The 26956-nt window shown below is 44.4% G+C and carries 25 protein-coding genes and 1 pseudogene; 18 read left to right on the top strand and 8 right to left on the bottom strand.

Annotation, left to right across the window (positions count from 1 at the left end):
- Positions 1 to 305 precede the first annotated feature (305 nt).
- Both MKY42_RS18965 and MKY42_RS18960 read left to right on the top strand, forming a co-directional pair.
- Complete coding sequence (locus MKY42_RS18965; RefSeq protein WP_090899603.1) at positions 306 to 1061, top strand: SDR family NAD(P)-dependent oxidoreductase; 756 nt, start codon at positions 306 to 308, stop codon at positions 1059 to 1061.
- 135 nt (positions 1062 to 1196) lie between these two features.
- Positions 1197 to 1325, top strand: coding sequence for a DUF6254 family protein (locus MKY42_RS18960; protein WP_240343196.1), 129 nt, complete (start codon positions 1197 to 1199; stop codon positions 1323 to 1325).
- A gap of 105 nt (positions 1326 to 1430) precedes the next feature.
- On the opposite strand, the gene MKY42_RS18955 is transcribed toward MKY42_RS18960, so the two are convergent.
- The gene (locus MKY42_RS18955; RefSeq protein ID WP_339843941.1) at positions 1431 to 2042 is read right to left on the bottom strand and encodes a TetR/AcrR family transcriptional regulator; all 612 of its coding nucleotides are present in this window, start codon (positions 2040 to 2042) and stop codon (positions 1431 to 1433) included.
- A gap of 177 nt (positions 2043 to 2219) precedes the next feature.
- Here MKY42_RS18955 and MKY42_RS18950 point away from each other — a divergent pair, with 177 nt between their 5' ends.
- The 5 genes from MKY42_RS18950 to MKY42_RS18930 all read left to right on the top strand — a co-directional run bounded on the left by MKY42_RS18950 (position 2220) and on the right by MKY42_RS18930 (position 8086).
- The gene (locus MKY42_RS18950) at positions 2220 to 2957 is read left to right on the top strand and encodes an SDR family NAD(P)-dependent oxidoreductase (RefSeq protein ID WP_339843939.1); all 738 of its coding nucleotides are present in this window, start codon (positions 2220 to 2222) and stop codon (positions 2955 to 2957) included.
- A 192-nt stretch (positions 2958 to 3149) separates the two neighbouring features.
- The gene (locus MKY42_RS18945) at positions 3150 to 5729 is read left to right on the top strand and encodes a glycosyl hydrolase (RefSeq protein ID WP_339852995.1); all 2580 of its coding nucleotides are present in this window, start codon (positions 3150 to 3152) and stop codon (positions 5727 to 5729) included.
- A gap of 161 nt (positions 5730 to 5890) precedes the next feature.
- A complete protein-coding gene (locus tag MKY42_RS18940; protein ID WP_339843937.1) occupies positions 5891 to 6328 on the top strand; it encodes a ribonuclease in 438 nt (145 codons plus the stop codon).
- 15 nt (positions 6329 to 6343) lie between these two features.
- Positions 6344 to 6619 (top strand): barstar family protein, encoded by a 276-nt coding sequence (locus MKY42_RS18935; protein WP_339843935.1) that lies wholly within the window; start codon positions 6344 to 6346, stop codon positions 6617 to 6619.
- A gap of 252 nt (positions 6620 to 6871) precedes the next feature.
- Positions 6872 to 8086, top strand: coding sequence for a GNAT family N-acetyltransferase (locus tag MKY42_RS18930; RefSeq protein WP_179264332.1), 1215 nt, complete (start codon positions 6872 to 6874; stop codon positions 8084 to 8086).
- Between the two features lie 199 nt (positions 8087 to 8285).
- Here the strand turns inward: MKY42_RS18930 and dapA are convergent, their stop codons facing one another.
- Positions 8286 to 9182 carry a 4-hydroxy-tetrahydrodipicolinate synthase gene (gene dapA / locus MKY42_RS18925; RefSeq protein ID WP_339843933.1) on the bottom strand — a complete coding sequence of 299 codons (897 nt, stop codon included), beginning with the start codon at positions 9180 to 9182 and terminating at the stop codon, positions 8286 to 8288.
- A 111-nt stretch (positions 9183 to 9293) separates the two neighbouring features.
- Between dapA and MKY42_RS18920 the strand changes: the two genes are divergently transcribed.
- On the top strand, positions 9294 to 10166 hold the full coding sequence (locus MKY42_RS18920) for a LysR family transcriptional regulator (protein ID WP_090902440.1): 873 nt from the start codon (positions 9294 to 9296) through the stop codon (positions 10164 to 10166).
- A 40-nt stretch (positions 10167 to 10206) separates the two neighbouring features.
- Positions 10207 to 10818 carry a DUF4304 domain-containing protein gene (locus MKY42_RS18915; protein WP_090899578.1) on the top strand — a complete coding sequence of 204 codons (612 nt, stop codon included), beginning with the start codon at positions 10207 to 10209 and terminating at the stop codon, positions 10816 to 10818.
- Positions 10819 to 10972: 154 nt separating this feature from the next.
- Here MKY42_RS18915 and MKY42_RS18910 read toward each other — a convergent pair whose 3' ends face one another.
- Positions 10973 to 13279, bottom strand: coding sequence for an MMPL family transporter (locus MKY42_RS18910; RefSeq protein ID WP_179264336.1), 2307 nt, complete (start codon positions 13277 to 13279; stop codon positions 10973 to 10975).
- A 48-nt stretch (positions 13280 to 13327) separates the two neighbouring features.
- Entirely contained in the window at positions 13328 to 13951 is a 624-nt protein-coding gene (locus MKY42_RS18905; protein WP_090899572.1) for a TetR/AcrR family transcriptional regulator, read from the bottom strand.
- Positions 13952 to 14249: 298 nt separating this feature from the next.
- Between MKY42_RS18905 and MKY42_RS18900 the strand changes: the two genes are divergently transcribed.
- Complete coding sequence (locus tag MKY42_RS18900) at positions 14250 to 14819, top strand: hypothetical protein (RefSeq protein WP_339853214.1); 570 nt, start codon at positions 14250 to 14252, stop codon at positions 14817 to 14819.
- On the top strand, positions 14711 to 15115 hold the full coding sequence (locus tag MKY42_RS18895) for a phosphotransferase (RefSeq protein WP_306459208.1): 405 nt from the start codon (positions 14711 to 14713) through the stop codon (positions 15113 to 15115). The genes MKY42_RS18900 and MKY42_RS18895 overlap by 109 nt, the downstream gene beginning before the upstream one ends.
- Positions 15116 to 15145: 30 nt before the next feature.
- Here MKY42_RS18895 and MKY42_RS18890 read toward each other — a convergent pair.
- The 3 genes and pseudogenes from MKY42_RS18890 to MKY42_RS18880 form a co-directional block, all read right to left on the bottom strand.
- A pseudogene (locus MKY42_RS18890) lies at positions 15146 to 15796 on the bottom strand (alpha/beta hydrolase); the annotation flags it as partial.
- 52 nt (positions 15797 to 15848) lie between these two features.
- On the bottom strand, positions 15849 to 16121 hold the full coding sequence (locus MKY42_RS18885) for a hypothetical protein (protein ID WP_256222111.1): 273 nt from the start codon (positions 16119 to 16121) through the stop codon (positions 15849 to 15851).
- A 72-nt stretch (positions 16122 to 16193) separates the two neighbouring features.
- Positions 16194 to 16952: a helix-turn-helix transcriptional regulator gene (locus MKY42_RS18880; RefSeq protein WP_256222110.1), complete on the bottom strand. Its 759-nt coding sequence runs from the start codon at positions 16950 to 16952 to the stop codon at positions 16194 to 16196.
- A gap of 136 nt (positions 16953 to 17088) precedes the next feature.
- On the opposite strand from MKY42_RS18880, the gene MKY42_RS18875 reads away from it, so the two are divergent.
- From MKY42_RS18875 to MKY42_RS18845, 7 genes are all read left to right on the top strand, one after another.
- Positions 17089 to 17475 (top strand): DUF3888 domain-containing protein, encoded by a 387-nt coding sequence (locus MKY42_RS18875; protein ID WP_090899569.1) that lies wholly within the window; start codon positions 17089 to 17091, stop codon positions 17473 to 17475.
- 235 nt (positions 17476 to 17710) lie between these two features.
- The gene (locus MKY42_RS18870; protein WP_090899566.1) at positions 17711 to 17980 is read left to right on the top strand and encodes a CD3324 family protein; all 270 of its coding nucleotides are present in this window, start codon (positions 17711 to 17713) and stop codon (positions 17978 to 17980) included.
- 148 nt (positions 17981 to 18128) lie between these two features.
- The gene (locus MKY42_RS18865) at positions 18129 to 19100 is read left to right on the top strand and encodes an alpha/beta hydrolase (protein WP_090899563.1); all 972 of its coding nucleotides are present in this window, start codon (positions 18129 to 18131) and stop codon (positions 19098 to 19100) included.
- 368 nt (positions 19101 to 19468) lie between these two features.
- Entirely contained in the window at positions 19469 to 20395 is a 927-nt protein-coding gene (locus tag MKY42_RS18860; protein WP_090899560.1) for an AraC family transcriptional regulator, read from the top strand.
- Between the two features lie 95 nt (positions 20396 to 20490).
- Positions 20491 to 22395, top strand: a complete 1905-nt coding sequence (locus tag MKY42_RS18855) for a class I mannose-6-phosphate isomerase (protein WP_090899557.1) — start codon at positions 20491 to 20493, stop codon at positions 22393 to 22395.
- Complete coding sequence (locus MKY42_RS18850; RefSeq protein ID WP_339843926.1) at positions 22392 to 23360, top strand: ROK family protein; 969 nt, start codon at positions 22392 to 22394, stop codon at positions 23358 to 23360. The genes MKY42_RS18855 and MKY42_RS18850 overlap by 4 nt, the downstream gene beginning before the upstream one ends.
- Positions 23361 to 23385: 25 nt before the next feature.
- Positions 23386 to 25902, top strand: a complete 2517-nt coding sequence (locus MKY42_RS18845; RefSeq protein ID WP_090899551.1) for a glycoside hydrolase family 38 C-terminal domain-containing protein — start codon at positions 23386 to 23388, stop codon at positions 25900 to 25902.
- A 157-nt stretch (positions 25903 to 26059) separates the two neighbouring features.
- On the opposite strand, the gene MKY42_RS18840 is transcribed toward MKY42_RS18845, so the two are convergent.
- Positions 26060 to 26824, bottom strand: a complete 765-nt coding sequence (locus MKY42_RS18840) for a hypothetical protein (protein ID WP_090899548.1) — start codon at positions 26822 to 26824, stop codon at positions 26060 to 26062.
- Positions 26825 to 26956: the final 132 nt, after the last annotated feature.

Here is a 26956-nt window from a genome sequence, read left to right as displayed (position 1 = left end):
TTCCAACATGGAAGGCAAAGAGGGCGTTGCCTCCATGGAGGCTGGTTTGTTTTAGTGATACAGGTTCTTGTCCAGATAACGTTATGGAGAACTTGTATCGCATGTCTGGCAAAACTCATAGTTCCCTGTTCCAACATCATGATATAGTCGTCAGAAAATAATTCTTTACTGTTCGTTCTAGAAATGCTATTCTAAATAGCAAGTTAGATCTAACTGTTTTTTTTGTAATTTTAAGAACGATCGTTCTAAAATGATTTTTGAAAGCTTATCTATACTAAAATACATGTTGAGAAGGAGAAAATAGGATGAAGTATACAGTTATTACAGGTGCAAGTTCAGGAATTGGATATGAGACTGCATTGGCGTTTGCTGCACGAGGCAAAAATTTAATCTTGGTCGCTAGAAGATTGGACAAATTAGAAGAACTCAAATTAGCCATTCAGAAAATTGATGCTACAGTACATGTTATTGTGCATACAAGTGATCTATCGGATACAACTCAGGCATACACACTTTATAACACGCTGAAGGAATACCATATTGAGACTTGGATTAACAATGCGGGGCTCGGTGAAGGTTCTTTTGTAGCAGAACAGAATTTGGAGAAAGTTGAAACGATGCTGCGTGTGAACATAGAGTCCCTGACGATCCTTTCTACACTCTATGTGCGAGATTATGCAGACGTTGAGGGAACTCAGTTAATTAACGTTGCATCCGCACTTGGATATGCCATTGCTGTTGGAAGTGTTGCGTATTCGGCATCGAAATATTACGTTAGTGCTTTCACAGAAGGGCTTGCCAAAGAACTTGAAATAAAAGGTGCAAAACTAAAAGCAAAAGTACTGGCTCCAGCTATTACGGAAACGGAATTTGTGAAGAAATCATTAGATACAGAAGATTTTGATTACAAAGCTAACATGTCTAAATACCACACCGCCAAAGAAATGGCAGGCTTCATGTTAGATCTATATGATAATAACGAAGTCGTAGGGATTGTAGACCTGAACTACAATTTTAATCTGAGAAGCCCAATCTATCCAATCATAGGAGATTTGCATTAATATGCCATAATGGTGGTGAGCATAATGTAACGGAACCCTTCAGGGATTCAGCTTCCATTTATGAATGAAAATAATTGATAAATGACATCATAAAGAAGTAGTATAATTCTAATTTTCCAGAGGAGGTAATCTTTTATGGCTCGCCAGAAAAAAAGGCAGGAAGCTGCTTGGAAGTCACGAAAGCAAGAACAGCATCCTCATGGTAAAATCAAATCGCTTAAGCAATTATCAAGCGAATATGATGAGAAACATACTACGATTTAAACAAATGACTGCCTGTGAAGTTTGCGGGCAGTTGTCACTACAACTGCCGCACATATTACCATATAAAGTCGCTAATTTAGCGGCTATTTTTATTTTAATTTACAATCAATCCAACTTGTTCCCCACATAATGAAAAGATTGAATGTGTGTTTTAGACAGTTCGATCACATTATAGATAAACGCCTCCCGTGATTCACGAAATCCGCTTAATATCCAATTGTTCAATAATCCAAAAAAGCCGTACGCTGTATAGTACTTAAAATACTCCATGTTAACAGGGATATCGTTGATCGTCTCGAAAATAAACTGCTCCTCATAGATTTTCAGGATTGTCTGTGGGAAACCTGTATGCAGACCTGGTAACGTGTCATCATATCGAATCAGTTCGAAGAAGTCTCGGTTTTCATAGACATAATCGACAATTTGAAAGGATTCCGAATTTAGCTTGGTGGTGTAGACCTTTTGACCGTGAGAATAAGGCTTGCCTACGGCGAACCTCAGACCTTCGAGCTTCGTATTCAACAATTCTTCGGCGAGCACGAATTTATCTTGATAGTGTAAATAAAATGTACTGCGATTGTAACACGCCTGATCAACGATATCTTTGACAGAGACGGCATGATAGCCTTTTTTCTTAATGAGCTGGATCAGGGCGGTTTTAAGATGCTCCTCGGTTCGATTACGCTGTTGAGATTTCAAAAATTGTTCATCATTCATTCATAAAAACTCCTATTAAAATAGACATTAATTCACTAAGTGTCTATGTAGTAAACACATCATTAAATCTTAATGATTGGATTGTTACAATTTTAAGCATACAATTATATTTGTAAACGTCATATAGCACATATGCGAATAGGTGCTATTCAAAATAGTATACTGGAGGATTTAATCATGGGCAAACTTCAAGACAAAGTGGCAGTTATTACGGGAGGGGCATCCGGAATCGGCGCAGCGACAGCACGCTTATTCGTTTCCGAAGGAGCCAAAGTGGTCTTGGTAGACCTGAATGAAGAAAAAGGAAAGGCGTTTGAGCAAGAACTGAAAGCGCTTAAGGCTGACGCCCTTTTTATTAAAGCGAACATCACGAGTGAACAAGAGGTTGCTGAGATCTTCAAAAAAACCGTTGAGGTTTTCGGTAAAGTGGATATCGTATTTAACAATGCAGGAATCGGGCGTGTTCATCCAACGCATGAGCTTGATTATGCTGAATGGCGCAATACGGTGAATGTAGATCTGGACGGTGTATTCTTGGTCGCACGTGAATCGATCCGAGAAATGCTCAAAATTGGTGGAGGGACGATCGTCAACACGGCTTCCATGTACGGATGGGTTGGTTCACCTGGTTCTGCAGCCTACAATGCAGCAAAAGGTGGCGTTGTGAATCTGACTCGTTCGCTCGCGCTGGAGTATGCTGAGAAAAATATTCGGGTGAACGCACTTTGCCCAGGTTTCATCGATACACCGATTATTCCAGAAGAGAGCAAGCAGGCCCTCTCTTCGGCAACACCTATGAAACGGCTCGGTCAAGCAGATGAAATGGCCAAAGCCGTACTGTTCCTAGCTAGCGACGATTCATCCTATATGACAGGAAATAGCCTTATCGTGGATGGAGGATACACGGCCCAATAAGAGGGTTAATTCGAAAATCAATGGATTCGCATATGGATTAACAGATTGAAAGCCGCAAAATTGCGGCTTTTTTTTCGTCCATATATTTGCAAAAATTGATACATATGCTATGTTTACAATGAAAGCGCCATCATGAGTAAACAGAGGAATCATTCTTTATCATATTTTAACATGGGAAGGAAGAAGATGATGATGATGATTTTGCTCAAAAAGACAGGCGTATTAATGCTGGCATTGACTCTGCTTCTTGGAATGATGACAGTACCCGTTCATGCAGATTCACCGCTTTTCACGATCGAAAGCGAAAACGCTTTACTTTCCTCTGATCTTCAAGTAACAACAGAAATTTACGGACAACCCAAGCCTGGATTTTCTGGAAGTGGATTTGTCTGGATGCAGAATTCCGGCACGATAACCTTCACTGTGACTGTCCCGGAAACGGGCATGTATGCAATTTCCACCCGATACATGCAGGAGCTAAGTGCTGACGGCCGACTTCAATATCTATCCGTTAATGGCGTTACCAAAGGCTCGTATATGCTACCATACACAACAACTTGGTCTGATTTTAATTTTGGTTACCACAAGCTGAACCAGGGAAGTAACACGATACAGTTAAAGGCTGGTTGGGGATTCGCTTATTTTGACACCTTCACTGTGGATTATGCCAATCTTGATCCCCTGGATGTTCAGCCTGTCCTTACTGACTCCCAAGCCACACCGGAAACACAGCTTCTGATGAATTATTTAACGGAGGTTTATGGCAATCATATTATCTCTGGCCAGCAGGAGATATATGGTGGTGGAAACGATGGCAATACGGAGCTGGAGTTTGATTGGATTCATAATTTGACCGGGAAGTATCCAGCTATCCGAGGATTTGATTTTATGAACTATAATCCGCTCTACGGATGGGAAGACGGTACGACCGATCGAATGATCGATTGGGTGAATAACCGCAATGGAATTGCGACAGCTTCCTGGCATATCAATGTGCCCCGAAATTTCACAACCTACCAGCTTGGGGATCATGTGGATTGGAAGGAGGCTACGTATAAACCAACAGAAACGAATTTTAATACAGCTAACGCCGTAATTCCTGGTACAAAAGAATATCAATACGTAATGAGTACGATTGATGATCTGGCGGAACAACTGCTGATTCTGCAAGATAACAATGTGCCCGTTCTTTTCCGGCCTTATCATGAGGCGGAGGGCAACGGCGGTCTGAATGGGGAAGGCGCCTGGTTCTGGTGGGCTTCCGCAGGTGCAGATGTGTACAAACAGCTGTGGGATATGCTTTACACTGAACTTACAGAGACGTACGGTTTGCACAACTTGATTTGGACTTACAACAGCTACGTATATAACACTTCTCCTGCATGGTATCCTGGCGACGATCAGGTGGATATCGTCGGTTATGATAAATACAATACGATCTACAACCGCAATGACGGTTTGTCCGGCGTACCGAATGAGGATGCCATTACCTCGATCTTCTATCAACTGGTTGATTTAACGGATGGCAAGAAAATGGTGGCCATGACAGAGAATGACACCGTCCCAAGTGTACAGAATCTGACAGAGGAAAAATCGGGATGGCTCTACTTCTGCCCATGGTATGGCGAGCATCTCATGAGTTCAGCCTTTAATTATCCAGCAACTCTGAAAACGCTTTATCAAAGCGATTATGTCATTACGCTGGATGAACTGCCTAATTTGAAGGTTAACAATCCTACATCCAACGCGTCCCTCACACCTACAACCGTTGAATTTGACAAACACACGCCCAATCCAAGCGACAAGGCCATAACCGTGAACTTTAACGGTAATACGTTAACCGGTCTACGGATAGGTACCTCACCATTGACTGCAAATCAGGATTATACGTTAAGCGGAAGCACGTTGCTGCTGAAAAAAGAATTTTTGGCCGGACTATCGGTCGGCGAACATTCCATCGTTTTTGATTTTAATCAAGGGCAGGATCCTGTATTAAAAGTTAAAATTGTCGATTCAACACCAAGCACAAGTGCTATGATTTCGCCCGTGAATGCAGCATTTGATAAAGCAGCGAATCTAGCGCAGGATATTTCCTTAACGCTTACCTTAAACGGAAAACAGCTTACAAGCATAACGAATTGGAATTATACTCTTGTATCGGGCCAGGACTATACGGCATCAAGCACTGCCATCGTTCTGCACAAATCCTATCTCTCCACGCTGCCGCTGAGTCAGAATACGATAACATTTCATTTTAACGGAGGAAATAACGCTGTTCTTACGGTAAACGTAGTGGACAGCAGTGTTACTGCACCCTCTGGGGCTTTGACAATCCAAGCCTTTAACGGAAATACAAGTACGTCTACCAACGGAATCTCACCTAAATTCAAAGTGGTCAATACCGCTAATTCGGCGATTCAGTTGAGTGATGTAAAACTCCGGTATTACTATACGATTGACGGGGAAGAAGCGCAGAGTTTCTGGTCTGACTGGGCCAGTATCGGAAGTGCAAATGTAACCAGCAAATTTGTTAAATTGGCAACACCAGTCGCCGGAGCGGATTATGCTTTGGAGGTTGGTTTTACGAGTGCTGCCGGAACGCTTAATGCCGGACAAAGCGCTGAAATTCAAGCACGTTTCTCCAAAAATAACTGGTCTAATTACAACCAGACTAACGATTATTCGTTTAAGGCATCTAGTACTCAGTTTGCAAACCATGAACAGGTTACCGGGTATATCAATGGCCAACTGGTTTGGGGAATTGAGCCGTAAGGATGCAAGCATAATAAAGGCTGGAGCTGGGATCATCCCTGCTCCAGCCTTTTTGTGTTGAGATGGCCGAAAGCCGTGAGAAACGAATATAAAGAGGAGTATACAGAAGGAACATGTTATGATAGAGAGGATGCTAATTTTTCAGAAGGAGATCAAAATCAATGGTTGTAAAAAAATGGTTAGGTGCTTTACTTTTTATTCTGGCGACCCTCCTGTTTACAGGCTGCTCACTCGAAACGGTTTCATTAAACGGCTCATCTCAAGAGAATGCAGCTCTAACGCAATTTGATGAAGTAGCCAAGTATATTTCGGAGCATAATGAACTTCCGGACAATTATATAACCAAGAAAGAAGCTAGAGAATTAGGATGGGAGCCTAGCAAAGGTAATTTGGAAAAAGTGGCTCCAGGCAAAAGCATTGGCGGTGACGTATTTCAAAATCGAGAAGGGCTGTTGCCCAAGAAAAAGGGAAGAACTTGGTACGAAGCAGATATTAACTATTCGGGAGGAACACGGGGGAGTGATCGGATTTTATATTCCAATGATGGATTAATCTATAAAACAACCGATCATTACCGTACGTTCGAGCAAATCGAATAGGGAAAGGGTGATCATATGAAAACAGTTGTCATCAATGGAAAGGACATTCATGGAAAAGAACAATTACATGACGTCCTTCAGACCAGTCTTGAATTAGGTCAAACGTATGGGCGGAATTTGGACGCATTATGGGATTGCCTGACTGGATTTGTCCCGATGCCACTTACCATTCAGTGGATTAATTTTGATGCAAGCCGAAATTCGCTTGGAGAGTACGCAGATCAGTTGCTGGACCTGATGCATGAAGCGGAAGAAGAGCTGGGAGGATTTACATTGGAATTAAGAGATTGAACAATTTCTGAATCGGATCATGGTTTGTGACGAATGAACACAACAAAAGCGTGATTGAAAAATGAAATTTTAAGCAATTAAGCATTTAAGCATTTAACCATTTAACTTTTAAAAGTTAAATGGTTTTTTTTATTTGTTTAAGAAAATTTCACAGAAGCACTTGAAAAAGAACAAACCTGATCAAGGCTGCTCCAGCATTATTCTGAAGCAATTGGTAAATAATATAATTAAAACTAAGGGAGAATAACCGGCATGCATCGTAAGCAAAATTTAAAGATGAAAAAGGTTGATTTATCACATTTAGAACAATATAGTCAGCTGTTACGTTATGTATTTCAGGTTACTCATAATGATCTTCACAAACATGGCTGGAAAGAAAGCGAAATTCTCCATGAAAAGTCACCTGTCCTACAACAAGCAGATGTTCTTGGATGGTTCGATGGCGAAAAACTGATTTCTCAGGTATCCATATATCCATTTGAGGTTCGAATATTTAACCAAACATACGCTATGGGGGGGGTCACTGGTGTGGGGACTTTTCCGGAATATTCGGGTCAGGGCTTAATGAATAAACTGCTGCTGCAAGCTCTCACCAATATGCGTGCAAAGAAACAATCCATTTCGTACTTGTATCCTTATTCCATACCGTATTATCGCCGTAAGGGATGGGAGATCATTTCTGATAAAATCGTGTTTGAGGTTCAAGACTTCCAATTGCCCAAAAACAAACCTGTTCCTGGCGATGTGGCACGTGTAGAACCGGACAGCGAAGATGTGAAGGTGGCTTATGAACGCTTTTCAATGCAAACCCATGGAGCCATGCTGCGGAAAGAACTGGCGTGGAGTGAGTACTGGCGGTGGGATTCAGATGATTTAACTGCAGCTGTCTATTATGGTGAAGACGGACAACCGGATGGCTACATTTTATATTGGATTGAAGAAGAAGTGTTCCACGTCAAAGATATGATCTTCATTCACGAAGAAGCACGAAGTGGACTATGGAATTTCATTAGTGCGCATTTTTCAATGATATCTAAAGTGGTAGGCAATATTCATACCGATGAACAGCTTGCTTTTTTGCTGGAAGATGCGGATATTAAGGAAACCATTTCACCTTACTTTATGGCACGGATCGTGGACATTGAGCAATTTATTTCAAAATATCCGTTCAAACCCGCAGCGATGGATAGAGAGTGGACCTTTACTTTGCAAGATCCTTTGCTGTCATGGAATCAAGGCACATTTACTCTAAACATTGAACCGAATGGAAGCGGAAGAGTAATTCGGAGCCAAAATCGACGTAGTGAAGACAGCATAAATATCCAAACCATGACGACCATGTTATTAGGCTATAAACGTCCTGAGTATTTGCATAAGATTGGCCGGATTAAATGTGATCCAGAAACGCTTGATTTGTTAGAAGATGCTATTGAGCAGCAGGCACCATACTTTTCGGATTACTTTTAATATTCAATGTAGTGATCGGCATCCCCTGATGAATGGTGAATTAGCTGTATCTAGTTCTACAATGTGGAGATTTGTGTTTAAAATTGTGTTTAAAATTAAAACAACCAGTATCGATGTATCGATTCTGGTTGTTTTTTTGATGATGTCTCAAATTATCAGACTGGATGTATTCATAAATCGTAGCCAGATCTATGCTTGTTTAAGAAGGTACAACCATCTCTGCGAGTGTATTCGCCAACCTTTGTTTTGCTTTTTCCGATGCGGCAGTCAGCGGCAGACGCAGTTTTGCAGAGGCGATCAGCTGTTGCTGAGCCAACCACCATTTGATCGAGGCTGGAGCAGGTTCTGCAAACACGTCACTAATTAGCGGCTGCAGCTGCTTAAAGCTGTCTCTTGACGCATTCACGTCACCGGATACAAAGCGTTGATACACATCCACATACCGCTGGGTATGAATATTGGCAGAGGCCACCATCCCGCCTGCGGCACCTTGACACAGCATCGCATGGAAATACGCGTCCTCGCCGCAAAGTACAGGCTTCGTCTCATATTGGGTTAGCGCCAGCAGCAGATCCAAACCGCCAGTGCTGTCCTTCAGCCCAATAACCCCATCCAGATCCATGACTTTTCTCATTGTATCCAAGGTCATGCGACTACCGGTTCGAGCCGGAATCTCATAGACTAGAATCGGCAATCCGGTCCGGGACGCGTTGGAAAAATGCTCTAGAATCCCTTCTTGCGTCGGTCTGTTGTAGTAGGGAGTGACCACCAGAGCAGCATCTGCACCTAATTCAGCGGCCATTTCGGTCCGATGAACCGTCGAATAGGTATCATTGGTTCCTGTTCCCACGACGAGAGGGATGGTTTTGTTCAGACTTGTCAAAATCTCTTTCGTTACTTCCACCATCTGCTTTACTTCATCCCAGGAGACAGTTGGAGATTCTCCAGTCGTGCCGTTTACGACCAATCCCTGAATGTCGTGTTTGGCAAGATGAGTAACATATTTGCGATACGATTCAATGTCGAGCTTGCTATCATCCGAAAAAGGGGCAATTACCGGTATATAAATTCCTTGAACAAGTTGTTCATTCATCATTATCAACTACCTCTTCCCGTTATATTGAAACTAATGTAACATAGGAATCAGCATCACAGTTACCTATAACAAATGATCGTTGTCATCAATATTTTCGATGAGGTGAGCAAGTTGGATTTAATCTATCTTCAGACGTTCAGAGAAGTCGCAATTCGTGAGAGCTTCACCAGAGCCGCAGAGGTGCTGGGTTATGCACAATCCAGTGTGACTACGCAAATTCAGAAGCTGGAAAAAGCATATCAGGTCAAACTGTTTGAACGCTACAGCAATAACAAGATTCGTCTGACTTCTGCCGGGGAAGAGCTGTTCAAGCTTGCCGGACAAATGTTGGAATTGTTTGAGCAGTCCAAGGAAAAAATGGCGAAGCAGGGTGGCGGCTCCTTAACAATCGGTACGATGGACTCTATCGCTTCTTACTTTTTACCTCCATATATGCAAGCCACCCGTAAGGAATACCCGGAACTGAACATACGATTGCATACGAATCGTGAGGGGTTGATTTTGCATCAGGTTAGGGAGGGTGAAGCCGATATCGGGCTTATTCTCGCAGATGATTCGAGCGATCCGGCATTGCAGTGGATTACTATTCGCCAAGAACCGCTTTTGCTGATCGTGCATCCACAGCATCCGCTGATCGCCAAAACGCAGATTGAATTGAATGATCTAAAGGATATGGAATGGATCATGCCTGAAGATACCTGTAATTACAGGCAGCTGCTTGAAAGAGTGCTTCGCGCAAATTCAATTCCTTATCGAATCGGTCTGGAACTTGGCAATCCGGAAGCGATCAAAAGAAGTATTAAGTCAGGTGAGGGCATTTCGATTCTGCCGCAAATGGCTGTAATGGAGGAAATCGAGCGGGGGGAGCTGAAAGCCCTACCCCTTGAACATGCAGAGCTTCAACTTGAAATTCAGCTCGTTCTTCATCCGAAGAAATGGGTATCCAACGCACTGCACGATTTTATGGAAAGCTTGAAGAAGTAAAGCACTAACTATATGGACCCGGTTAAGAAAAGGAGGGATTATGTTGCAGCAGCTCTTTAACGCTCTGATTAAGCAGGATGTAAAGCCGTTTCTTTCCAATTACGGTTATACAAAGAAGGGTTTGAATTTCAGTAGAAAAGCAGAGGAGCTTATCTACATGTTCAATTTCCAAAAATCCTCTGGAAATTCGGCAGACAATGTCATGTTTTATGTGAACTGTGGCATTTATTCAGCGGAGTTGGCGCAAATCCAGTCGAAAGAGATTTTGACTGCACCCCATGAATCCGAGTGTCATTTCAGAGCAAGAATCGGGGAAATTGCCCGGGCCGTTCCGGATCGATTCGCTGTTACTCCCGATACAAATAGGGATGATTTAATAAAAATGCTGCTACCCGGGTTGGAAGATGTGATTCACTTATATGATACGATGACCAGTGCCAGATCCATTGTGGATTATTACATATCGGGCCCATTTTTGCATCTGGGTGAAGAGAGTTTTCATCTACTTCTGAAATCCGGGGATGTAACAGCCGCTAACCATTATTTGAAGGCTTTGCATGGAAAGTATGGAGCAGAACATCGATGGACCATATTTGAAAATAAATACAAGGCCATATTCGATACATATGGAGTGAAATTCGATATGTTATAAGCTTGGACATGAAGGACTGCATGGAATCATTTTTTTTAACGGAAAATAAACAAAACGAAAGCCCATTGACCGAACTGGTCAACGGGCTTTTTTGTACGATCTTTAACACTTGACGATGTTGAATGAAAGCGAAGCTTATTAATTACATTCCAGATCAAGATTTGGAGTTGGAATGATCTTTAGCATTAAGTGTAGCAATCAGTTTCTCGCCCTCAACGTCCAGATTTGGTAGAATGCGATCCAGCCATTTTGGAAGTGACCAAGCCTTGTCACCGAAAATAGCCATGATGGCAGGAACCAATCCCATCCGAATGATGAAAGCATCAATCAGAATGCCTACAGCTAATGTGAAACCAATCTGTTTGATCATGACGTCATCTGTGAAGATAAACCCAGCAAATACCGAAACCATGATCACCGCTGCGGCAACAACCACGCGACTTACCTGGTTATAACCATGAACAACAGACTCAGTTCCTCTATGACCGTGTACGTATGATTCCCGCATCGAGCTGACAAGGAAGACCTGATAGTCCATTGCCAAGCCATACAGGATACCTGTCACGATGATCGGCATAAAGCTCAGCAGCGGGCCACCGGTGTCGAAACCAAAGAGCGAATGGAGCCAGCCCCACTGGAATACAGCAGTAGTGATCCCGAACGTTGCCAGAATGCTAAGAAGGAAGCCGATCGTTGCTTTAATTGGAACAATAATCGAACGAAATACCAAAAGCAGGATGATCAGCGACAGCAGGATAATAATTCCCACATAGATCGGGAATACCTGTGCCAATTTGGATGACATATCAATGTTAACGGCGGTGAGTCCGGTAACACCAATCTTAACGTCATTCATCTTTGCCACGCTTGATTCAGCAGATCGCAGCTCAGTCACCAGATCCTTGGTGATTTTATCGTTGGGACCCGTTTCAGGAATAAGACTAAAGATAGCCAGATCTTCTGTCATGCCTAGTGGTGTCACCTGTGCAACGTTATTTTGGCTTTGAAGTTCCTTCATGAGATTGCCCAAGAGTTCCGGAGTCACCTGAGCGGAAGAGTTATTAGGTTCTGCGACCAGAATAAGTGGTCCGTTAAATCCTTCTCCGAAGCCTTCGGATATGGCGTCATAACTTTGTCTTGCTGTGGTGTCCAGATTTGCTGAAGAAGCTCCCGGGATGCCCATTTCCATTTTTGTTATAGGTGTGGCCGCTGCCCCAAGAAGTACGACAATGGCAATAATTGTGATCCAACGATACTTGATAACGAATTTAACCCATCTGTGAGCGATCCCACGGTCAGCCGCTTTAGGATGTTTTGTGCTTTTCTCGCGTGCTTTAGGGGAACAGATGCGTTCACCCACCAATCCAAGTAAAGCGGGCAATAGAGTAAGGGCAACAAATACATTAATAAGAACGGTAGCTGCGGCAACTAAAGCCATCGTAGATAAGAATGTGAGACCGATGACAAGCATACCGCACAGTGCAATAATGACGGTTAATCCTGCAAAAAATACTGCGCTGCCCGAAGTTCCAATGGCTCTTGCTGTCGCCTCTTGTGCGCTCAAACGTTGATCAATAATCATTCGCCGCTGGCGATTGACAATGAATAGAGCATAATCGATTCCGACGGCCAGACCAACCATTAGAGCCAGAACGGAAGTGACACTTGGCATTTCTATAAACTTGGAGATTGAGAACGCTCCACCTACTCCAATGGCAACGCCGAGGAGTGCAGTGACCAGAGGCAGACCTGCCGCAACGACGGAACCCAGGGTGATTAGCAAAACAATAACAGCAATGATCAGTCCGATAATCTCTGCCGATCCGACACCGATCGCTACCGTTTTGAGCGTTTCGCCTGGTAGCACGGTGATGTTGGTTCCTTGCTGGGCAGTCATCACAGAGTCAATTACAGAATCAAATACATCTTGAGTAATTGCAGACTGCTCAATGGTGAACTGAAATTGGAACAGAGCAATTTTGCCGTCAGAAGAGAGAAGGACACCAGGTACAGGAACGCCATCCACCATAAGAGGACCATAGGGGGGAGGAGAGGCTGTAGTGGATTGCTGCATATTGGCAGCCTGAGCCATGTCGGCAGATGCACCCGAACTGCTAGCTTCAGCTGCATAATCCGCAGGATTAAGCACATCGTTCAATCCGTAAACTTCACTGACAGCTTTCATTATTGCAGTCAAACGTTCAGGTGTATCCAAACGCTCGCTGTCAGGTGCTTTGAACACAACACTTCCTTGGCCGCCGGAGGCCGCTGGTAATTCTTTAGCTAATTGATCCAAGACTTTCTGTGATTCAGTGCCTTCAATTTTCATTTCAGAACTGATATGAACACCATTGATACTGATCATAGAAACGACAATACCCAGAATCAATACCCAACCAATGATGAAATACCCGGGTTTGCGAAAAGCGGTTTTCCCCACTCTGTATAATAATGTAGACATATATCTATTTTACACTCCCTCTATGGTGAATATAAATTGCTTAGCTCATCAGAATCCTTTGCGCAAATAACTAAACATAGTTTCTAAAAACTCATCGAATGCTACCGCTTCAGTGCTTGGATGGTCATTCTTCTTTTGTCCCGGGAGCAGCACATTAAGTCTTCCGTCAATTAAAGGAAGAATGATCCCGTAAACTGCGTTTATAAGAAGATAAGTATATACCTCGTCATCATTTCCGTTAGACAAGTCTAACAATGTTTCTTGAGCTTTCGTCTGCATCTGGTGCACTACCCCGAGGAAATGTGGTTCCAAGACAGGATATTTTTGGGAAAGCAACAAAAGTTCACGCAATCTTCCTATGAGATCCGCTGTAAGCTGCATCTGGATGAGTTGATACAGAACGTCAAGCAATGAGGTATTTGGGGGAATCTGGGTGAGCAAATTCTCGAACTCAGTCGTGTTATGAACAGCTGTAGCTCCCCTCGCAACTGCTTCTTCCTTGCATGTGAAATAGTTTGCGAAAGTTCTTCTGGAGTAACCGGCTTTTTGCACGATATCTTCAACAACAAAGCCGTCCAGACCGTGTTCAAGTGCAAGTTCAAATGCTGCAATCGCTAGAGATTGCTCTGTCGCTTCTTTTTTTAAATGTCGCAAAGTTGGTTTGGTCATCATTTTCCGCTATGCGTACACCTCCAACATGGTTGTTACTTGGGGGAAGCAATCGTAATTTGTTGACTTCATTTTGGGTTCACACGACTCCTTTCTCAGGATCATCTTAACTTAAATTTGCCCTTTAGGCAAATTTGCTCAAAGGGAAATTTTGTGCCTGCACCATATACGTAAAAACGTCGACCTTTGTTCAGGTTGAAGGTCCTAGTTTCGAAATGTATTATGGAATGACAGAGCATTAAATCAGCGTGCTGCATCAAACAGGCTCGCTTATTAGAAAGCCAAATAAAGGAGGTGCCGCATGAGTTCCATTCTAAACGTTATAGAAAAGCTAAAGTTGAACGTTTTGAATATTGAAGATGTTCCCGAATCATTTAGTTCGGATGTATATAAACTTGGTCTTGCTAGTGGAGAAGACGTTTATGTAAAGATTCCATTTAACAAGGATAAGCTTTTTCGTGAATTTCAGATGCTTGAAACATTGAAGGATGTCTTACCTGTTCCTAAGGTATTGGACATTTGGTATGGGGATGAAATTACTACGGGGGCGTTGCTTCTTTCGGCAATTCAAGGTGTGCCTTGTACAGAAAATATGGATGAAAAGCTGTATTTTCAAATGGGTGTTTATCATGCAATGCTTCATGAGGTAAAAACGCCAGGATACGGTTACCATTCAACCAACGGGTTTATTTTTCTTGACCAAAATAATTGGCGTCTACATATCAGTGGAAAGAGCCCTGCAAAGAGCTCCTCGATCCAGCATTGTATGAACGATGCATTCTTCATTTTGACGGCGTTTTCTCTGCTTTACCTGATCCTGACGGACCCTGTTTTGTACATATGGATTTTCGACCTGGAAATATATTGGTGAATAGCAACAAGGTCGTTGGTATTATTGATTTCGAAAGTGCTCGTGGTGGTTCCTCTGAAATAGATTTCACTAAAATCAATAGATATATTTGGGAAGTTAACCCGAGAACAAAATCCCCGTACGTTGAAGGTTATCAAACCATTCGGACCATGTTAAATCTCGAAATCGTATTGCCATTCTATAATTTTTATGATGCTTTTAGCGCCGTGGTTTGGTGTAAAAACAGAGGCGTTGAAAAAAATCAATCGTTCCTTCAGGAAAATATAGAAGTTTTGAAGAAATCAGTAGGTCATTGAATAAACGTTCAACAGGTTTGGCCGGTTTTCCTAAACGGAAAGAATCCATTCGGCAATGTCATGTATCACTTTTTTATCTACATGTTGTGCAACTTTGTACTCTTTTTTCATTTTTAATATCTCTCCATAAACAGCTGGCATGAATAAATGATTTAAGTTGGGGTAAAGTTTAAACGTTACATTTGGCTTTTCACCCAATAAGTCTTTGTAAGCCTGAAAATCTTTGTCTACGGATACATGGAAATCTTGATCTCCTTGCAAAATGAGTACGGGTTTATCTGATACGTTAAGATAATTAATGGAGGGATTTTCTCCCATCTCTTTGAAGTAGAAGGCTTTAGAATATTTCCCCAAAATCACAGTTGATTTCGCTTCTTCATCACTTAATGTATAAATTTTATCAAATTTAGCTGATAGCGCTCCTATTTGTTTCTTCGCAATCATTTTCAAAAACATATTCAATGAGTCTAAAACATCGTTGTTTTGATCCATCAGAATCTCTTCTAACTTCCGTGGAGACCCACCCATAATAATGATGCCAGCAAAATGTCCACCTTCTGCATCAATTCGTGGAGCTAACATCCCGCCTAAACTATGACCTATAATGAATATTTGGTTGGTATCAATACGTGGGTCATTGCGTAATAAATCTGCTGCGAGGATAGCATCTTCAATCGTTTCTTCTTTAACGGATAATCCGGTATCGTATTCCCAAAACCTCCGATCAGCATGTTTATTCTATAAACCTATTCATTTTTTGAACTAGTCGTTGATATTCGGGTAATTCATGTAACGAATCGAACGCTGGATTCAGCAGAACATCCCTCATCATGCTATTCTTGATAACTTGCTCGCTGCGTGGGGCGGAGACGTCGAAATCTTTCAGCCACGGATCAATCAGGTCAAAAAAGGGATCACCACGAAGCTCAAAAGGGAAGAATCCTTCCACGCAGGTATCCACATATTTTTCAAGAAATTCAATTGATTTCTCAAGGAATTTGTTCACGCAATATAGATGAGCCCCTAGTGCGTAAAGCAAGACGACATTGTTCGGATTTAGCCGCTCCATATTAAAGATTCATGCAAAATCGGACGCTCTCATAAAAGCTGCTTCGGCTTTTTCGACATTATTAATATTTAATTGAAGGACGTTCAGCAGCCCTTGAAAGACTGCCATACTGTGCTGATACAGTTCAGCCTGCAAGGTTTCTTTGGCTTTGTCGATGTTGCCCATAAGCTGATATGCCTGTGAAATTAACTGGCCCTTTGGCATCATAGGCCGAACAGTCTCCCCAAGCAAATCTAACGCCCGCTGCGGGTCCCTTAGTGCCAGACAACAAATCGACTGGTACAAAACCGCCTCGTTGGAAAGCTGCATATCGCCACTTTCGCCCTGAATCCGTTCACACAGGGTCACGGTTTCGTTAAGAAGAGTCTCTTTTTGCTCTTGTGTTGTCGCCAGCATGAAGTGATTGGTGTACAGCTTAACCATTTGCAATAAAAGCGGAAAGCAGGCGTAATATTTTTTGATGACCGCCCTACATTCAGTGATTACTTCTTCAAAAGGGAAGGCTGCAAAATTATTGGCCAGTCGGGTGTACAGCTTTGCGATGTCCGACTGCTCCATTTGCGGCGAATAACCCATCAATTCATCAATGCTAATGTTAAAATAGGTCGCAAGCCGTGGCAGAAAAGTGATGTCAGGATAGCTTTGTCCCGTTTCCCACTTGGAAACGGACGCTTTGGAAACACCGATAAATGCAGCAACTGCATCCTGTGTTAATCCTTTTTCTCTGCGTTTTGCTACAAGAATCGATGCAAGATTAATTTCGTTCATCAACGTCACCTCTGCTTATGATTATACGGTTTATAAAATCAACTCCCAAGCGACTTGTCGTTGACTTATGTTAAAAAAATCAACTATTGGGAAACTTGATAGGAGAAGGGTCAAATCTCGCTAAGGAGCAGAACATATGAGGAAAGTATCCAACATCTTTGTTCGTTGTATTGTTTTTTGTATTCTAATGCTAAATCTAAGCGGTCTAGCCTATGCAGAACCTGACACAGTGAATGAGGAGCAATTTAAACCTTTATCTTTAACGTTACTTAATCCGTCCATACAGCTGGCGATTACTAAGTATTATCAAGAAATTCAGAAGCCGCAGCCAAGTTATGGTTTGTATGATATGAAGGTTCTGGAACTACAAAGGAAATCGCCTGGAGGTTATGCCTTTCGAGTGGTTGTTGAAGTCAGCACTTACTATGGTCCACACAATCCTCCAAATGCGAAGGAGTTCATTACATTCGATATCGATACGGGTAAAGTTAAGTTAATTCAATATATCCATAGGAGCGACTAACTTTTGATCATGAGATGGTTCGAAGTAATTATATTTATGCTATACTGGCAACGTAAAAGGGAGGTGCTTTACTGATGGAGAATCTGTTAAGATTGTCTGTGACTCGCTTCACTTGTGCAAAGCCAGTATTGGAGAAGCGTTACTTTGCATGGGGTTAAATCTTTTCTAACGCTAAATAAGCTTATCTAATATTGTGGCTTTGCACCTTATTTTCAAAAATAAGGAGTGAAGCAGAGTGAAATATACAAACGCTAAAAAAATATTGCCCGAAAAGTTAATAATAATGATTCAAGAGTATGTCCAGGGAGAAGTGATTTACATTCCGAAACAGGAAAAGGAATATAACCATTGGGGAAGCTTGAGTGGCGGAAGGCAGTGGTTAGATCACCGAAATGCCAATATTAGACAAGCTTTTAAGAAAAATAGCAGCATTGAACAGCTTGCTAAGGACTACTTTCTCTCTATCGAAACCATTAAGAAAATTGTTTATTCCAAAAATAAGTAGTACACGGCACTGATGAAGAAACTCATCAGTGCTTTTTTAGGTCAAAAACGATTCTAACTTATTGTTTTCATTTAAATAGCTTATTGCGTTCTTTACAATAGGATTAGGCAGAAGAGGAGTCGATTAAGAGAGCGAGGAAACGGTGAATATGAATGAACCAAAAAGCAGAAGCAGACATCTGATCGATCAGGAGATAATAGATGCGATTGAATTAATTCCAACCACCGATCTTTCCGCTGCCACACTAATGGAAGCACGGAAAAGTCAAACAAAAATGATGCCGCAAATCGATGTAACACAGTTGTTTCCGGTCACATTCGAAGAATGGGCAGTACCAAGTTATTTTGGTGGTCCTGATATTCGTATAGAAATTATTAAACCCCGCCAACCAAAGTACAGTAAGATGCCGTTATATTATTCGATTCACGGTGGGGGAATGGTTATGGGCAGTCCAGTCGGTGAACGCCAAAGCAATGCGGCACTGGCTGTGCAACATGGTTTTTGCTGTGTATCGGTTTACTATCGGCTAGCGCCAGAACATATCCAGCCAAGTCAATTACAGGATTGTTATTCAGGCTTGAAATGGTGTATTGAACATGCCGAGGAATTAGGGATAGATACTAAGAAAGTTGCACTTGCTGGCAGCAGTGCTGGTGGTGGTTTAGCGGCGGGGTTAGCCCTGTACATTCGCGACCAGAAGGAATTCGACATCCATCATCTAAGATTGCGCAGCCCAATGCTTGATGACCGTACAAGTATTTTGCCAGACCATCCTTATGCCGGCGAGTTTGTTTGGACCAAAAAAAGCAATTATTTCGGCTGGAAATCAGTCTTAGGTCACGAACCCGGACAAAAGGAAACAAATGAGTATTACGTGCCAGCGCGTGCCAAATCTCTTGCCGGTTTACCACCCACTTATATGAGCATAGGCAGCGTTGATCTGTTCATAGACGAAACCTTATTATTTGCCAAACAACTAGCTTTTGACGGTGTATTGATCGAATTGCAAGTACTTCCTGGATATCATCATTTGGCTCCAATGTTTCCGAATGCACATTTTTCTCAAATAGGTGCCACCTCTAGTGAGTATGCCTTGTTGAAAGCTCTGGAGTTACTTTGATTATAAGACTAATTTAGAAGTAGCTTCGAGTGTAGAGACAACAGGGCGGCAAAAAGTACAGATGACATGAGTTAGCGTGTTGAACGATAAAAAGTCGCATTGATGCGGCTTTTTTTTGATTTGTCGTGAGGCACGGACCTAACCTTTAGCCGTCCAACCATAGTTTAGATAATTGTGCATTCAGATTTGTAACTTGTGTATTTAAATTTAATTCCCTCAATAGTGCGAGTGTTCTGGCTGTCCGTTTGGCTTCAGAGTATTTCCTGAAAATGGCTGAACATCATTAATACTCAAAAAGGCAGGCCGATTTCCGGTTTGCCATTTTGCTATGCAAACGTATAATGAAAGCTTGAAGGGAGCGGACTGCCATGACCATCGAAGCCAGCTTTCGCCGGGCCAATCACATATGCAATCGTTATATTACTAAGGTAGAGCAAACAGGGCTTTCATTGTCCATTTTGTATTGGGGATTCATGCCCGACCATTTTGATAATGCCTTCCATCGACATTCCTTTTTTGAGGCTTGTTATGTGGTAGACGGTGAAGGAAGCTACATAGAACAAAACCAGCATTATGCTTTAAATAAAGGAACAGCATTTCTATCTCTTCCAGGCGTATGGCATCAAATTCGCAGTCAGACCGGACTGACACTTTCTTATGTGGCTTTCGAACTGGATGAGGCCAATACAGATGTTTATTATACTGAATCCTTCCGTCGTCTTGCTGAGCTTGGGCAAAGCGTAGCCCAGCAAGCGAACCTTACGCCGACTGGCCATTTATGGCAAGCGCTCATTACTTCTTTCGACCAGCCTGGGGCAACTCTTCCTCTTGCTGTAAAGCAAATTTCCGCTTCTCTGCTATTATCGATAGCAGATTTGCACGTTCCGACTCGAACAGACTCGGCCGACACGGTAGAGCAGCCCGTGGAACCAAATACGTTGTTCCGCCAGGCCAAACGGTACATTGATGATAATTTGATCAATGAGCTTACACTTATGACGGTGTCAAGGCACCTCCACATTTCGTCCCGCCATCTGACCCGGTTGTTCCAGGAAAATTTGGGGCAGTCCTTTGTCCACTACATTCAGGAACGACGTGTTCAGCAAGCCACTGGGCTCCTGTTAAATGAACAGACACCAATTAAAGACATCGCACTCCAGTGCGGGTTCCAATCCGTACATTATTTTACCCGGATATTCACCCGTGAGCTTGGTGTTTCCCCGGCCAAATTCCGACGCAATCAGTTTGCCGAAGGCCGCTCTGGAAAAATGCACTACCCACCCCGAATGTCCTGATCGTACAAAAACACAGCTTGATCGTTTAAAGACAGCACCTCCAACTCCCTATACAATGATGAACATAAATCGATATAGAGTTGGAGGTTTTAAATATGCCCCGAATAACCCCTTTGGCCTTTCAAAACAACCCCGTTAATTTCATCCGGATTCAGCCCGACCAAGAGATCGAATCGGGGATCTGGAATGGATATGAAGAATGGCTTGATCAAATTTGGCCCGAATGTGTACAGAATGATATGCTTCCTTTTTATATGGTCATTGACGGTACGCATGGCGCCGCATTCAGCGAATGTCTGGAATTACTTCGGTCGCGCTGCCAGCTAGAGAGCAGGGTTTTAATTGAAATAGACAGCGCTGATTATTTAAAGTCTTCTGCAGATTTGCTTCAGCAGTTTCACCCTTATCTGACGGATAACCGTGCTTTTGGCGTTGTGGCCTCGGACGTCAGCGTTAAGGATTATTTCCGGCCACATGCACAGTCGGTCTGGCTCAGTGATGTAGACGATCAACTTCGATTTTATCATTCCGCTGAACATGCAGAGGCCCAGTCGCCAAACGTAGAGCAGTTAGCTCCCATCGTTGTGACCTATGGGCCAGGCTCTGGCTTCCTTTCTACAGCATCAGGTTTAGCGAACGTTTCTCTGTTTTGCGACTTATCCAGAGAGGCACAGCAGAAACTGCATCAGCAGGGGATGGGTTCTTTGGGGTTAGGCCCTTGCCGGGATACGGTCGAAACCTATAAACAGGCCTTGTTTCTGGAGTGGCCCGTCTGGGAGGAATATCGCAAACGTCACTTGTATGACTTTGACTACTACGTGGATGCGAACAACCGGGAACGACCCGTTTTGGTCACCGTCCGCATGCTGCGCCTACTATTGGCTTCAGCAGCCCGGCAGCCTTTTCGAGTAAAGCCCTTTTTTGCACCGGGGATTTGGGGCGGACAGTATTTAAAAGAACTATGCGACCTGCCTAAGGATTGGAATAACTGCGCATGGGGGTTTGAACCTATCGCACCGGAGAACACGCTATTAATCGGTTATCGGGATTTTATAGTGGAGCTTCCTTTCCCGCTGCTGCTGTCCGCTCATCCAGAAGCAATTATGGGCGAGCGCAATGTGCAGCTGTTTGGCGACTATTTTCCAATCCGGTTTGATTATCTCGATACGATCGACGGGGATCATCTGTCTTTGCAGGTCCACCCCCAGCAGGCTTACATCGAGCAGACCTTTAACGAGACGATGACGCAGCAGGAATCCTATTACATTATGGAGCAGAAGGAAGGCGCTAAACCTTTTGTGGGATTAGGCTTCACGGAGGGAACAACCGGAGAGGAGATGCTTCAGGCGGTTGAATTCGCCCATACTACGGGAAAACCGCTGAAGATCCCAGAATTTGTGAACATTTGGAATGCGAATAAGGGTGATCTGTTTCTGATCCCGCCAGGAGCCGTACATTTTTCGGGCAAAAACAATCTGGTGCTGGAGATCTCTTCGACAACCTGGTGGTTTACCTTCAAAATATACGACCATTTGCGGCTGGATAGAGACGGGCGGCCGCGTCCGATCAACGGTGATCATGCCAGAGCCAACATGCAGGAACTGTTTGACACGGATTACGTTCAGAAGCATTTGATAGCGGTTCCAAAAGAAAGCCGTGTACAGGGAGACAGCAGGGAAGAGCTGCTGGGCGAACGGGAGGATCTGCTTTTTCAGATCAAAAGATTAAAGCTGGACGGAGAGTGGATCGACGATACGGCTGGAGAGTTTGTTATGTTCAACCTCGTAGAAGGCGATCGTGTGCGTCTGACCCCGCTGGATGATGAGGCAGCGGCTGTGGAGTGGGGGTATGCCGAGGCGTATATCGTTCCTGCTTCCGTCGGAGGTTTCCGCCTGGAGTCTCTGGGTGAACGATCGTGCACTCTGATCCGGGCACAGGTATCGCCAGACTGGAGCATGCCTCTGCTTCCGCATCACTGGAAATCTGGTGAGCATCTATGAAACCTGACGTCACGATTGCTATTGATGCCGGGGGGACCTTTTTGAAGGGTGCCGTTGTACTGAGTGACGGGAATCTTCTACCACAACTTTATGTCAAAAGGTCATCGCACTCCGACAGTAGCGCGTATGAAATTGCCTCCAATCTGGCTGGCGTGATCCAGGAGCTTGCTGCTGCATACGTCGCCTACATGGAGAGGCTAAGTACCGATAAAGGGACCCGGGCCACTTTTGCCAATTTTCACATCGGTTTTGCTTTCCCCGGCCCTTTTGAATACGACACAGGTGTTTCCCGTATCCAGGGATTGAATAAATACGGGCAGCTTTATGAATTCAATCTAAAAACACTGCTGCGGTGTGAATTAACGGCGCTTGCAGCGGAGCCCACTGCTCCTACATGGATGACCCGGCTTGCTGCCGCAGATATTCGTTTTGGCAATGATGCTGCCTTGTTCGCTCTGGGGGTCAGCAGGCTTTATCCTCAGGAAAGATTGCTTTGCCTTACATTGGGAACGGGCCTCGGCTCCGCTTTTGTTGAGAATCGGTCTATTGTCAGCGGAAAATGGGGAATTCCCGACTCAGGCATGTTGTATGCCGAGCAATATAACGGAGGAACCGTGGATGATCTGTTCGGAAGCCGAGGCATTTTGGCCTTGGCAGATAGCCATGCTGCTCGAAGGCAGGGAGAGGATGTGTACCAACTGGCGATAGCGGCTAGACAGGGGATTTCCTCCGCCATCCGTGTATGGCAGCTTTACGGCCAGCGGCTTGGGGAAATGCTGCGTCCGTACGTGGCAGAGTTTCGCCCCGCTCGTCTGATCCTGGGGGGACAAATTGCCGAAACCCTTGATTTATTTGGCGGCGCGCTTTCGGAAGCGCTCTTGCCCGAGAGGATCGCTCAGCATAATGAGAAACATTTGCAGGAGCATGTGTTCCACGGGATTTTCCAGCTCGTAAAAGGTACCTAATCCACCAACAAAGGAGAAAATAACGATGACACTCGAACAACAAATTAAACAGGCCGCCATCCCGACGCTTGATCGGAAATGGAAAATATACGTCATTCACCATTCCCATACTGACATTGGTTATACCGACCGGCAGGAGAAGATTGAACAATATCATATCGATTTTATCCGTCAGGCGCTGCGTATTGTTAATGATGCTCATAACGGTGTAAGCCCCGAGTGGAAAGGGTTCCGTTGGACCTGTGAGACCTTCTGGGCTGTGGAGCAATTCCTGAAGCAGGCTCAAGACGAGGAAAAAGTTGCATTTGCCGATGCCGTGCGGCGTGGCGATATCGAGCTCTCCGGCACATATTTGAATATGACCGAGCTGCCCGACCTACAGCTGCTGAACAAAATACACAGCAAGGCTCAGACATATGCCGAATCTATCGGTCACCCAATAGACAGTGCGATGACAGCGGATATCAACGGCTACAGCTGGGGATATGCCGATAGCCTGCTGAATAACGGAATCGGACATTTATTCAGCTGTATACATACTCATCACGGCATGTATGCGTTGGGCCGCAAGCAGTCCCCTTTCTGGTGGGAAGCTCCAAGTGGGGAACGCCTGCTGGTCTGGAATGGAGACCACTACATGCTTGGCAACGAGCTTGGCTTCTGCCCTGGTGCGCTTGGCAAATACATGATTCGTGATGAATTCGGCCACAGACTTGTGGAACCGGGGAACATTCATGATCAAATTGCCAATATTCGTATCCACCGATACTTGGCCCAGCTTGAGGCCGAGCAGTATCCGTATGATTTCGTGCCAATGATGCTGTCCGGATTGCCCACAGACAACGGATCGCCCAATAGCGCAATCATGGAATGGATTGAGGCGTGGAACCGTCAAAACGGTGAGGAAATTTCCGTGGAGATGAGTACGTTGAGCGGCTTTTTTGCCCGCTTGAAGGAGGAAGGGACGGATGATCTGCCTGTGCATAAAGGGGATTGGCCGGACTGGTGGTCGGACGGTGTAAGCTCCACACCGATGCACACCCAGATTTACCGTGATGCACAGCGGACACTTCGCAAGGTGGAAAAGCTCGACCCTGAACAGAAAAGTGTTAGTCTCCAGGAAATCGAGGCTGTAGAGCAGGCGCTTACTCTTTATGCCGAACACACTTGGGGGTATCACTCCTCTGTGTATGAACCGTGGCACAAAAATGTACAGATGCTTGAGGTTCGCAAGACAGCTCACGCTGCAGAGGCAAGCAGGCTTGCTTACCGCGCGCTGGATCAGGTGCTGCTTGCCGATAATGCCGCCACCTTGTACCCGGGGCGTCCTTATCGCTTCAAGGTTACGAACGTGTCGGAGCGGGAGGTAACGGAGTTGGTTCAGTTGAAGCTTGAAGGATGGGAACCGGATGAGCTATTGAACGGAGTAGAAGTAATCCGGGAGGACACAGGACAGGTGCTGATCCAGCAGTCAAGTCACCCGCAGACGATTATTGCAGAGCTTAAGCTCCAAGGCATGGAGAGCTGCATACTGATCCTGCGCCCACTCCTGGCAGCCCAGAATACTCTTCTTTCCTTAACGTCAACCTCCAATTCGAAGCTGATCGGCGCTGACCAGGTGTACGATATGGAGGATATGTATTCCTTAACGACAGGCGGACAGCAAGCGCCGGTCTCCGTTTGCCAAACGGGGCTGGAGTCACCTTATGTACGCTTGACTTGGTCGAAAGAGCGCGGCATCGTGTCGTGGATCGATAAGGAGACAGGACGCGAACTGCTGAAAGCGGATGATCTGTATGGGGCGTTTACACCCATCTATGAGGTGACCAATCCAGCGAATCCTGCGAATGCTTCTCAGGTATGGAGCGTCCGTTCCAAAATGGGACGCAACCGTAAAGGCCTTAACGTGGAGCGTTCGGTTGGTCAGCTCATCTCTGTGCGCACGGTGGATAATGGACCGTTGTATGCTACCGTTGAGCTTGGTTATCAGCTCAAGGGCATCGCCTATTTTTCACTGCATTTGCAGATCTATACCCGTCAAAACCGGATGGATATTTCGGCGCGGTTCCATAAAGAGAGCATCTGGAATCCGGAGAACGTTTATCTGGCCCTGCCGTTCACCGCGGGAGGCACCGGGCCAGTTACCCTGTTTGCCGACAAGCCAGGAGGCCTCGTTCGCCCTTGGAAGGATCAGATTCCGGGAACTTGCCTGGATTATTCCGCTGTACAGTCGGGCATTGCCTGGCAGGATCATGACCGCAGCCTGCTGCTTGCCGTCCCGGATACGCCGCTTATGCAATGGGGGACGCTGGATTACGGAACAAGAAAGGTCCACACCCAGCAAGCACCTGACGCCCAACCAGAAGTCTATGCCTGGCTGATGACGAATTATTGGGAAACGAATTTCAAAGCGACCTTGGGCGGCTTCTATGAGTTTCAATATCATATTTCGGCGGGTGGCAGACTTCCGGTTGAAGATATGGCCGCAGCTCTGCATGCGTTGAACGAACCATTTGTGGTTACCCGGGTTAATGAAAAATAAAGATAACACATAGCAGATATAAACTTATGGTCGATAAAACAACAACCAGCAGGCTTCCACATGGAGGCCTGCTGGTTGTTGGCGTTTCGGTCTTTTAGTTCGCGTAAGATTACGTGTTTTTGCTTAATGATGTTGTTAAAGCTGAAATGTATTAAACCTACTCTTGAGCTGCCTCCAGCTCAGCAATTTGCGCTTTGTATTGCTTCAGAAGGTCGGCTAGGGAAGTCTTGATTGCAGCTTCATCCTTAGCTGTTACGGCCTTATTCAAATTCGCTTGGGCTGAGAAGAATGCACTGGCAGCTGTAGTACCGCTAAATTGAAGACTTTGAGCATCCGCTATAACCGCACTTGTTGTTCCGGTTGTTTTTTCGTCAAGATTCAGAGGGCTGAGGGCAATTGCCACTCCAGGTTCTGCGTTCTCAACGAATCCTTTCAGATCCGAACTGTTTGTGGTAATGGAAAAAGACAAGGTGTTCAAATTTTCGGAATTAGGTATTTTTTCGGCTTTTACACTCTCAACTGAGGGTAGCTTGCCTTCCTCAACCTTCAAGGCCTGCATTTCTTTGATCTCACCTGGTTTGGCGTTTTCGGATACTTTCTTCCATTCGTTAGAGTCTACATCAACAGCAACCAAAGTGGCCATTACTTGGGATGTAGAGTTTTGTGAAAGCAGTTTATTGTAACGGGCCAACGTTTTTTTCCATTCGCTTACTGTTTCTGGCGCGTACTTTTTGGCGAGCTCCACTGGATTAGCCAATGTAAAGGCCGCAATGGCGGATTTTGCTTCTTTCAAGGTAGCTGTTCCGTTTGTAACAGCATTTGCGTTAGCGGCACTGTCGGCATTCGCGACAATCGGTGCGGAGATCGCAGTGAGCAGCAGGGCGGACAGGGCAACATTTCTGAATTTGAAACTGTAGTTCATTTCGTAACACTCCTTATGATTTGGTTTGTCTTACAGTTATCAATTTACCGAAGGAGTGTGGCACAATATTGGTGTAATTGTGGAAAAACAATGGCAAAGCTCTTCCCATATAAATACCTTTGGTATACTCAC

This window comes from Paenibacillus sp. FSL W7-1088, assembly GCF_037969855.1.
GTDB lineage: Bacteria > Bacillota > Bacilli > Paenibacillales > Paenibacillaceae > Paenibacillus.
Note: the sequence above shows the minus strand (reverse complement) of the source record. Positions and strands in the feature narration are given on the sequence as shown.

Bases quoted from the DNA above. Each gene is read 5' to 3' on its own strand.
- MKY42_RS18910 (WP_179264336.1), bottom strand. From the start codon at position 13,279: ATGTCTACATTATTATACAGAGTGGGGAAAACCGCTTTTCGCAAACCC.
- MKY42_RS18945 (WP_339852995.1), top strand. From the start codon at position 3,150: ATGATGATTTTGCTCAAAAAGACAGGCGTATTAATGCTGGCATTGACT.
- MKY42_RS18875 (WP_090899569.1), top strand. From the start codon at position 17,089: ATGAGGAAAGTATCCAACATCTTTGTTCGTTGTATTGTTTTTTGTATT.
- MKY42_RS18880 (WP_256222110.1), bottom strand. From the start codon at position 16,952: ATGAACGAAATTAATCTTGCATCGATTCTTGTAGCAAAACGCAGAGAA.
- MKY42_RS18965 (WP_090899603.1), top strand. From the start codon at position 306: ATGAAGTATACAGTTATTACAGGTGCAAGTTCAGGAATTGGATATGAG.
- MKY42_RS18850 (WP_339843926.1), top strand. From the start codon at position 22,392: ATGAAACCTGACGTCACGATTGCTATTGATGCCGGGGGGACCTTTTTG.
- MKY42_RS18915 (WP_090899578.1), top strand. From the start codon at position 10,207: ATGTTGCAGCAGCTCTTTAACGCTCTGATTAAGCAGGATGTAAAGCCG.
- MKY42_RS18940 (WP_339843937.1), top strand. From the start codon at position 5,891: ATGGTTGTAAAAAAATGGTTAGGTGCTTTACTTTTTATTCTGGCGACC.
- MKY42_RS18960 (WP_240343196.1), top strand. From the start codon at position 1,197: ATGGCTCGCCAGAAAAAAAGGCAGGAAGCTGCTTGGAAGTCACGAAAG.
- dapA (WP_339843933.1), bottom strand. From the start codon at position 9,182: ATGATGAATGAACAACTTGTTCAAGGAATTTATATACCGGTAATTGCC.
- MKY42_RS18845 (WP_090899551.1), top strand. From the start codon at position 23,386: ATGACACTCGAACAACAAATTAAACAGGCCGCCATCCCGACGCTTGAT.
- MKY42_RS18865 (WP_090899563.1), top strand. From the start codon at position 18,129: ATGAATGAACCAAAAAGCAGAAGCAGACATCTGATCGATCAGGAGATA.
- MKY42_RS18905 (WP_090899572.1), bottom strand. From the start codon at position 13,951: ATGATGACCAAACCAACTTTGCGACATTTAAAAAAAGAAGCGACAGAG.
- MKY42_RS18855 (WP_090899557.1), top strand. From the start codon at position 20,491: ATGCCCCGAATAACCCCTTTGGCCTTTCAAAACAACCCCGTTAATTTC.
- MKY42_RS18860 (WP_090899560.1), top strand. From the start codon at position 19,469: ATGACCATCGAAGCCAGCTTTCGCCGGGCCAATCACATATGCAATCGT.
- MKY42_RS18935 (WP_339843935.1), top strand. From the start codon at position 6,344: ATGAAAACAGTTGTCATCAATGGAAAGGACATTCATGGAAAAGAACAA.
- MKY42_RS18930 (WP_179264332.1), top strand. From the start codon at position 6,872: ATGCATCGTAAGCAAAATTTAAAGATGAAAAAGGTTGATTTATCACAT.
- MKY42_RS18900 (WP_339853214.1), top strand. From the start codon at position 14,250: ATGAGTTCCATTCTAAACGTTATAGAAAAGCTAAAGTTGAACGTTTTG.
- MKY42_RS18840 (WP_090899548.1), bottom strand. From the start codon at position 26,824: ATGAACTACAGTTTCAAATTCAGAAATGTTGCCCTGTCCGCCCTGCTG.
- MKY42_RS18950 (WP_339843939.1), top strand. From the start codon at position 2,220: ATGGGCAAACTTCAAGACAAAGTGGCAGTTATTACGGGAGGGGCATCC.
- MKY42_RS18955 (WP_339843941.1), bottom strand. From the start codon at position 2,042: ATGAATGATGAACAATTTTTGAAATCTCAACAGCGTAATCGAACCGAG.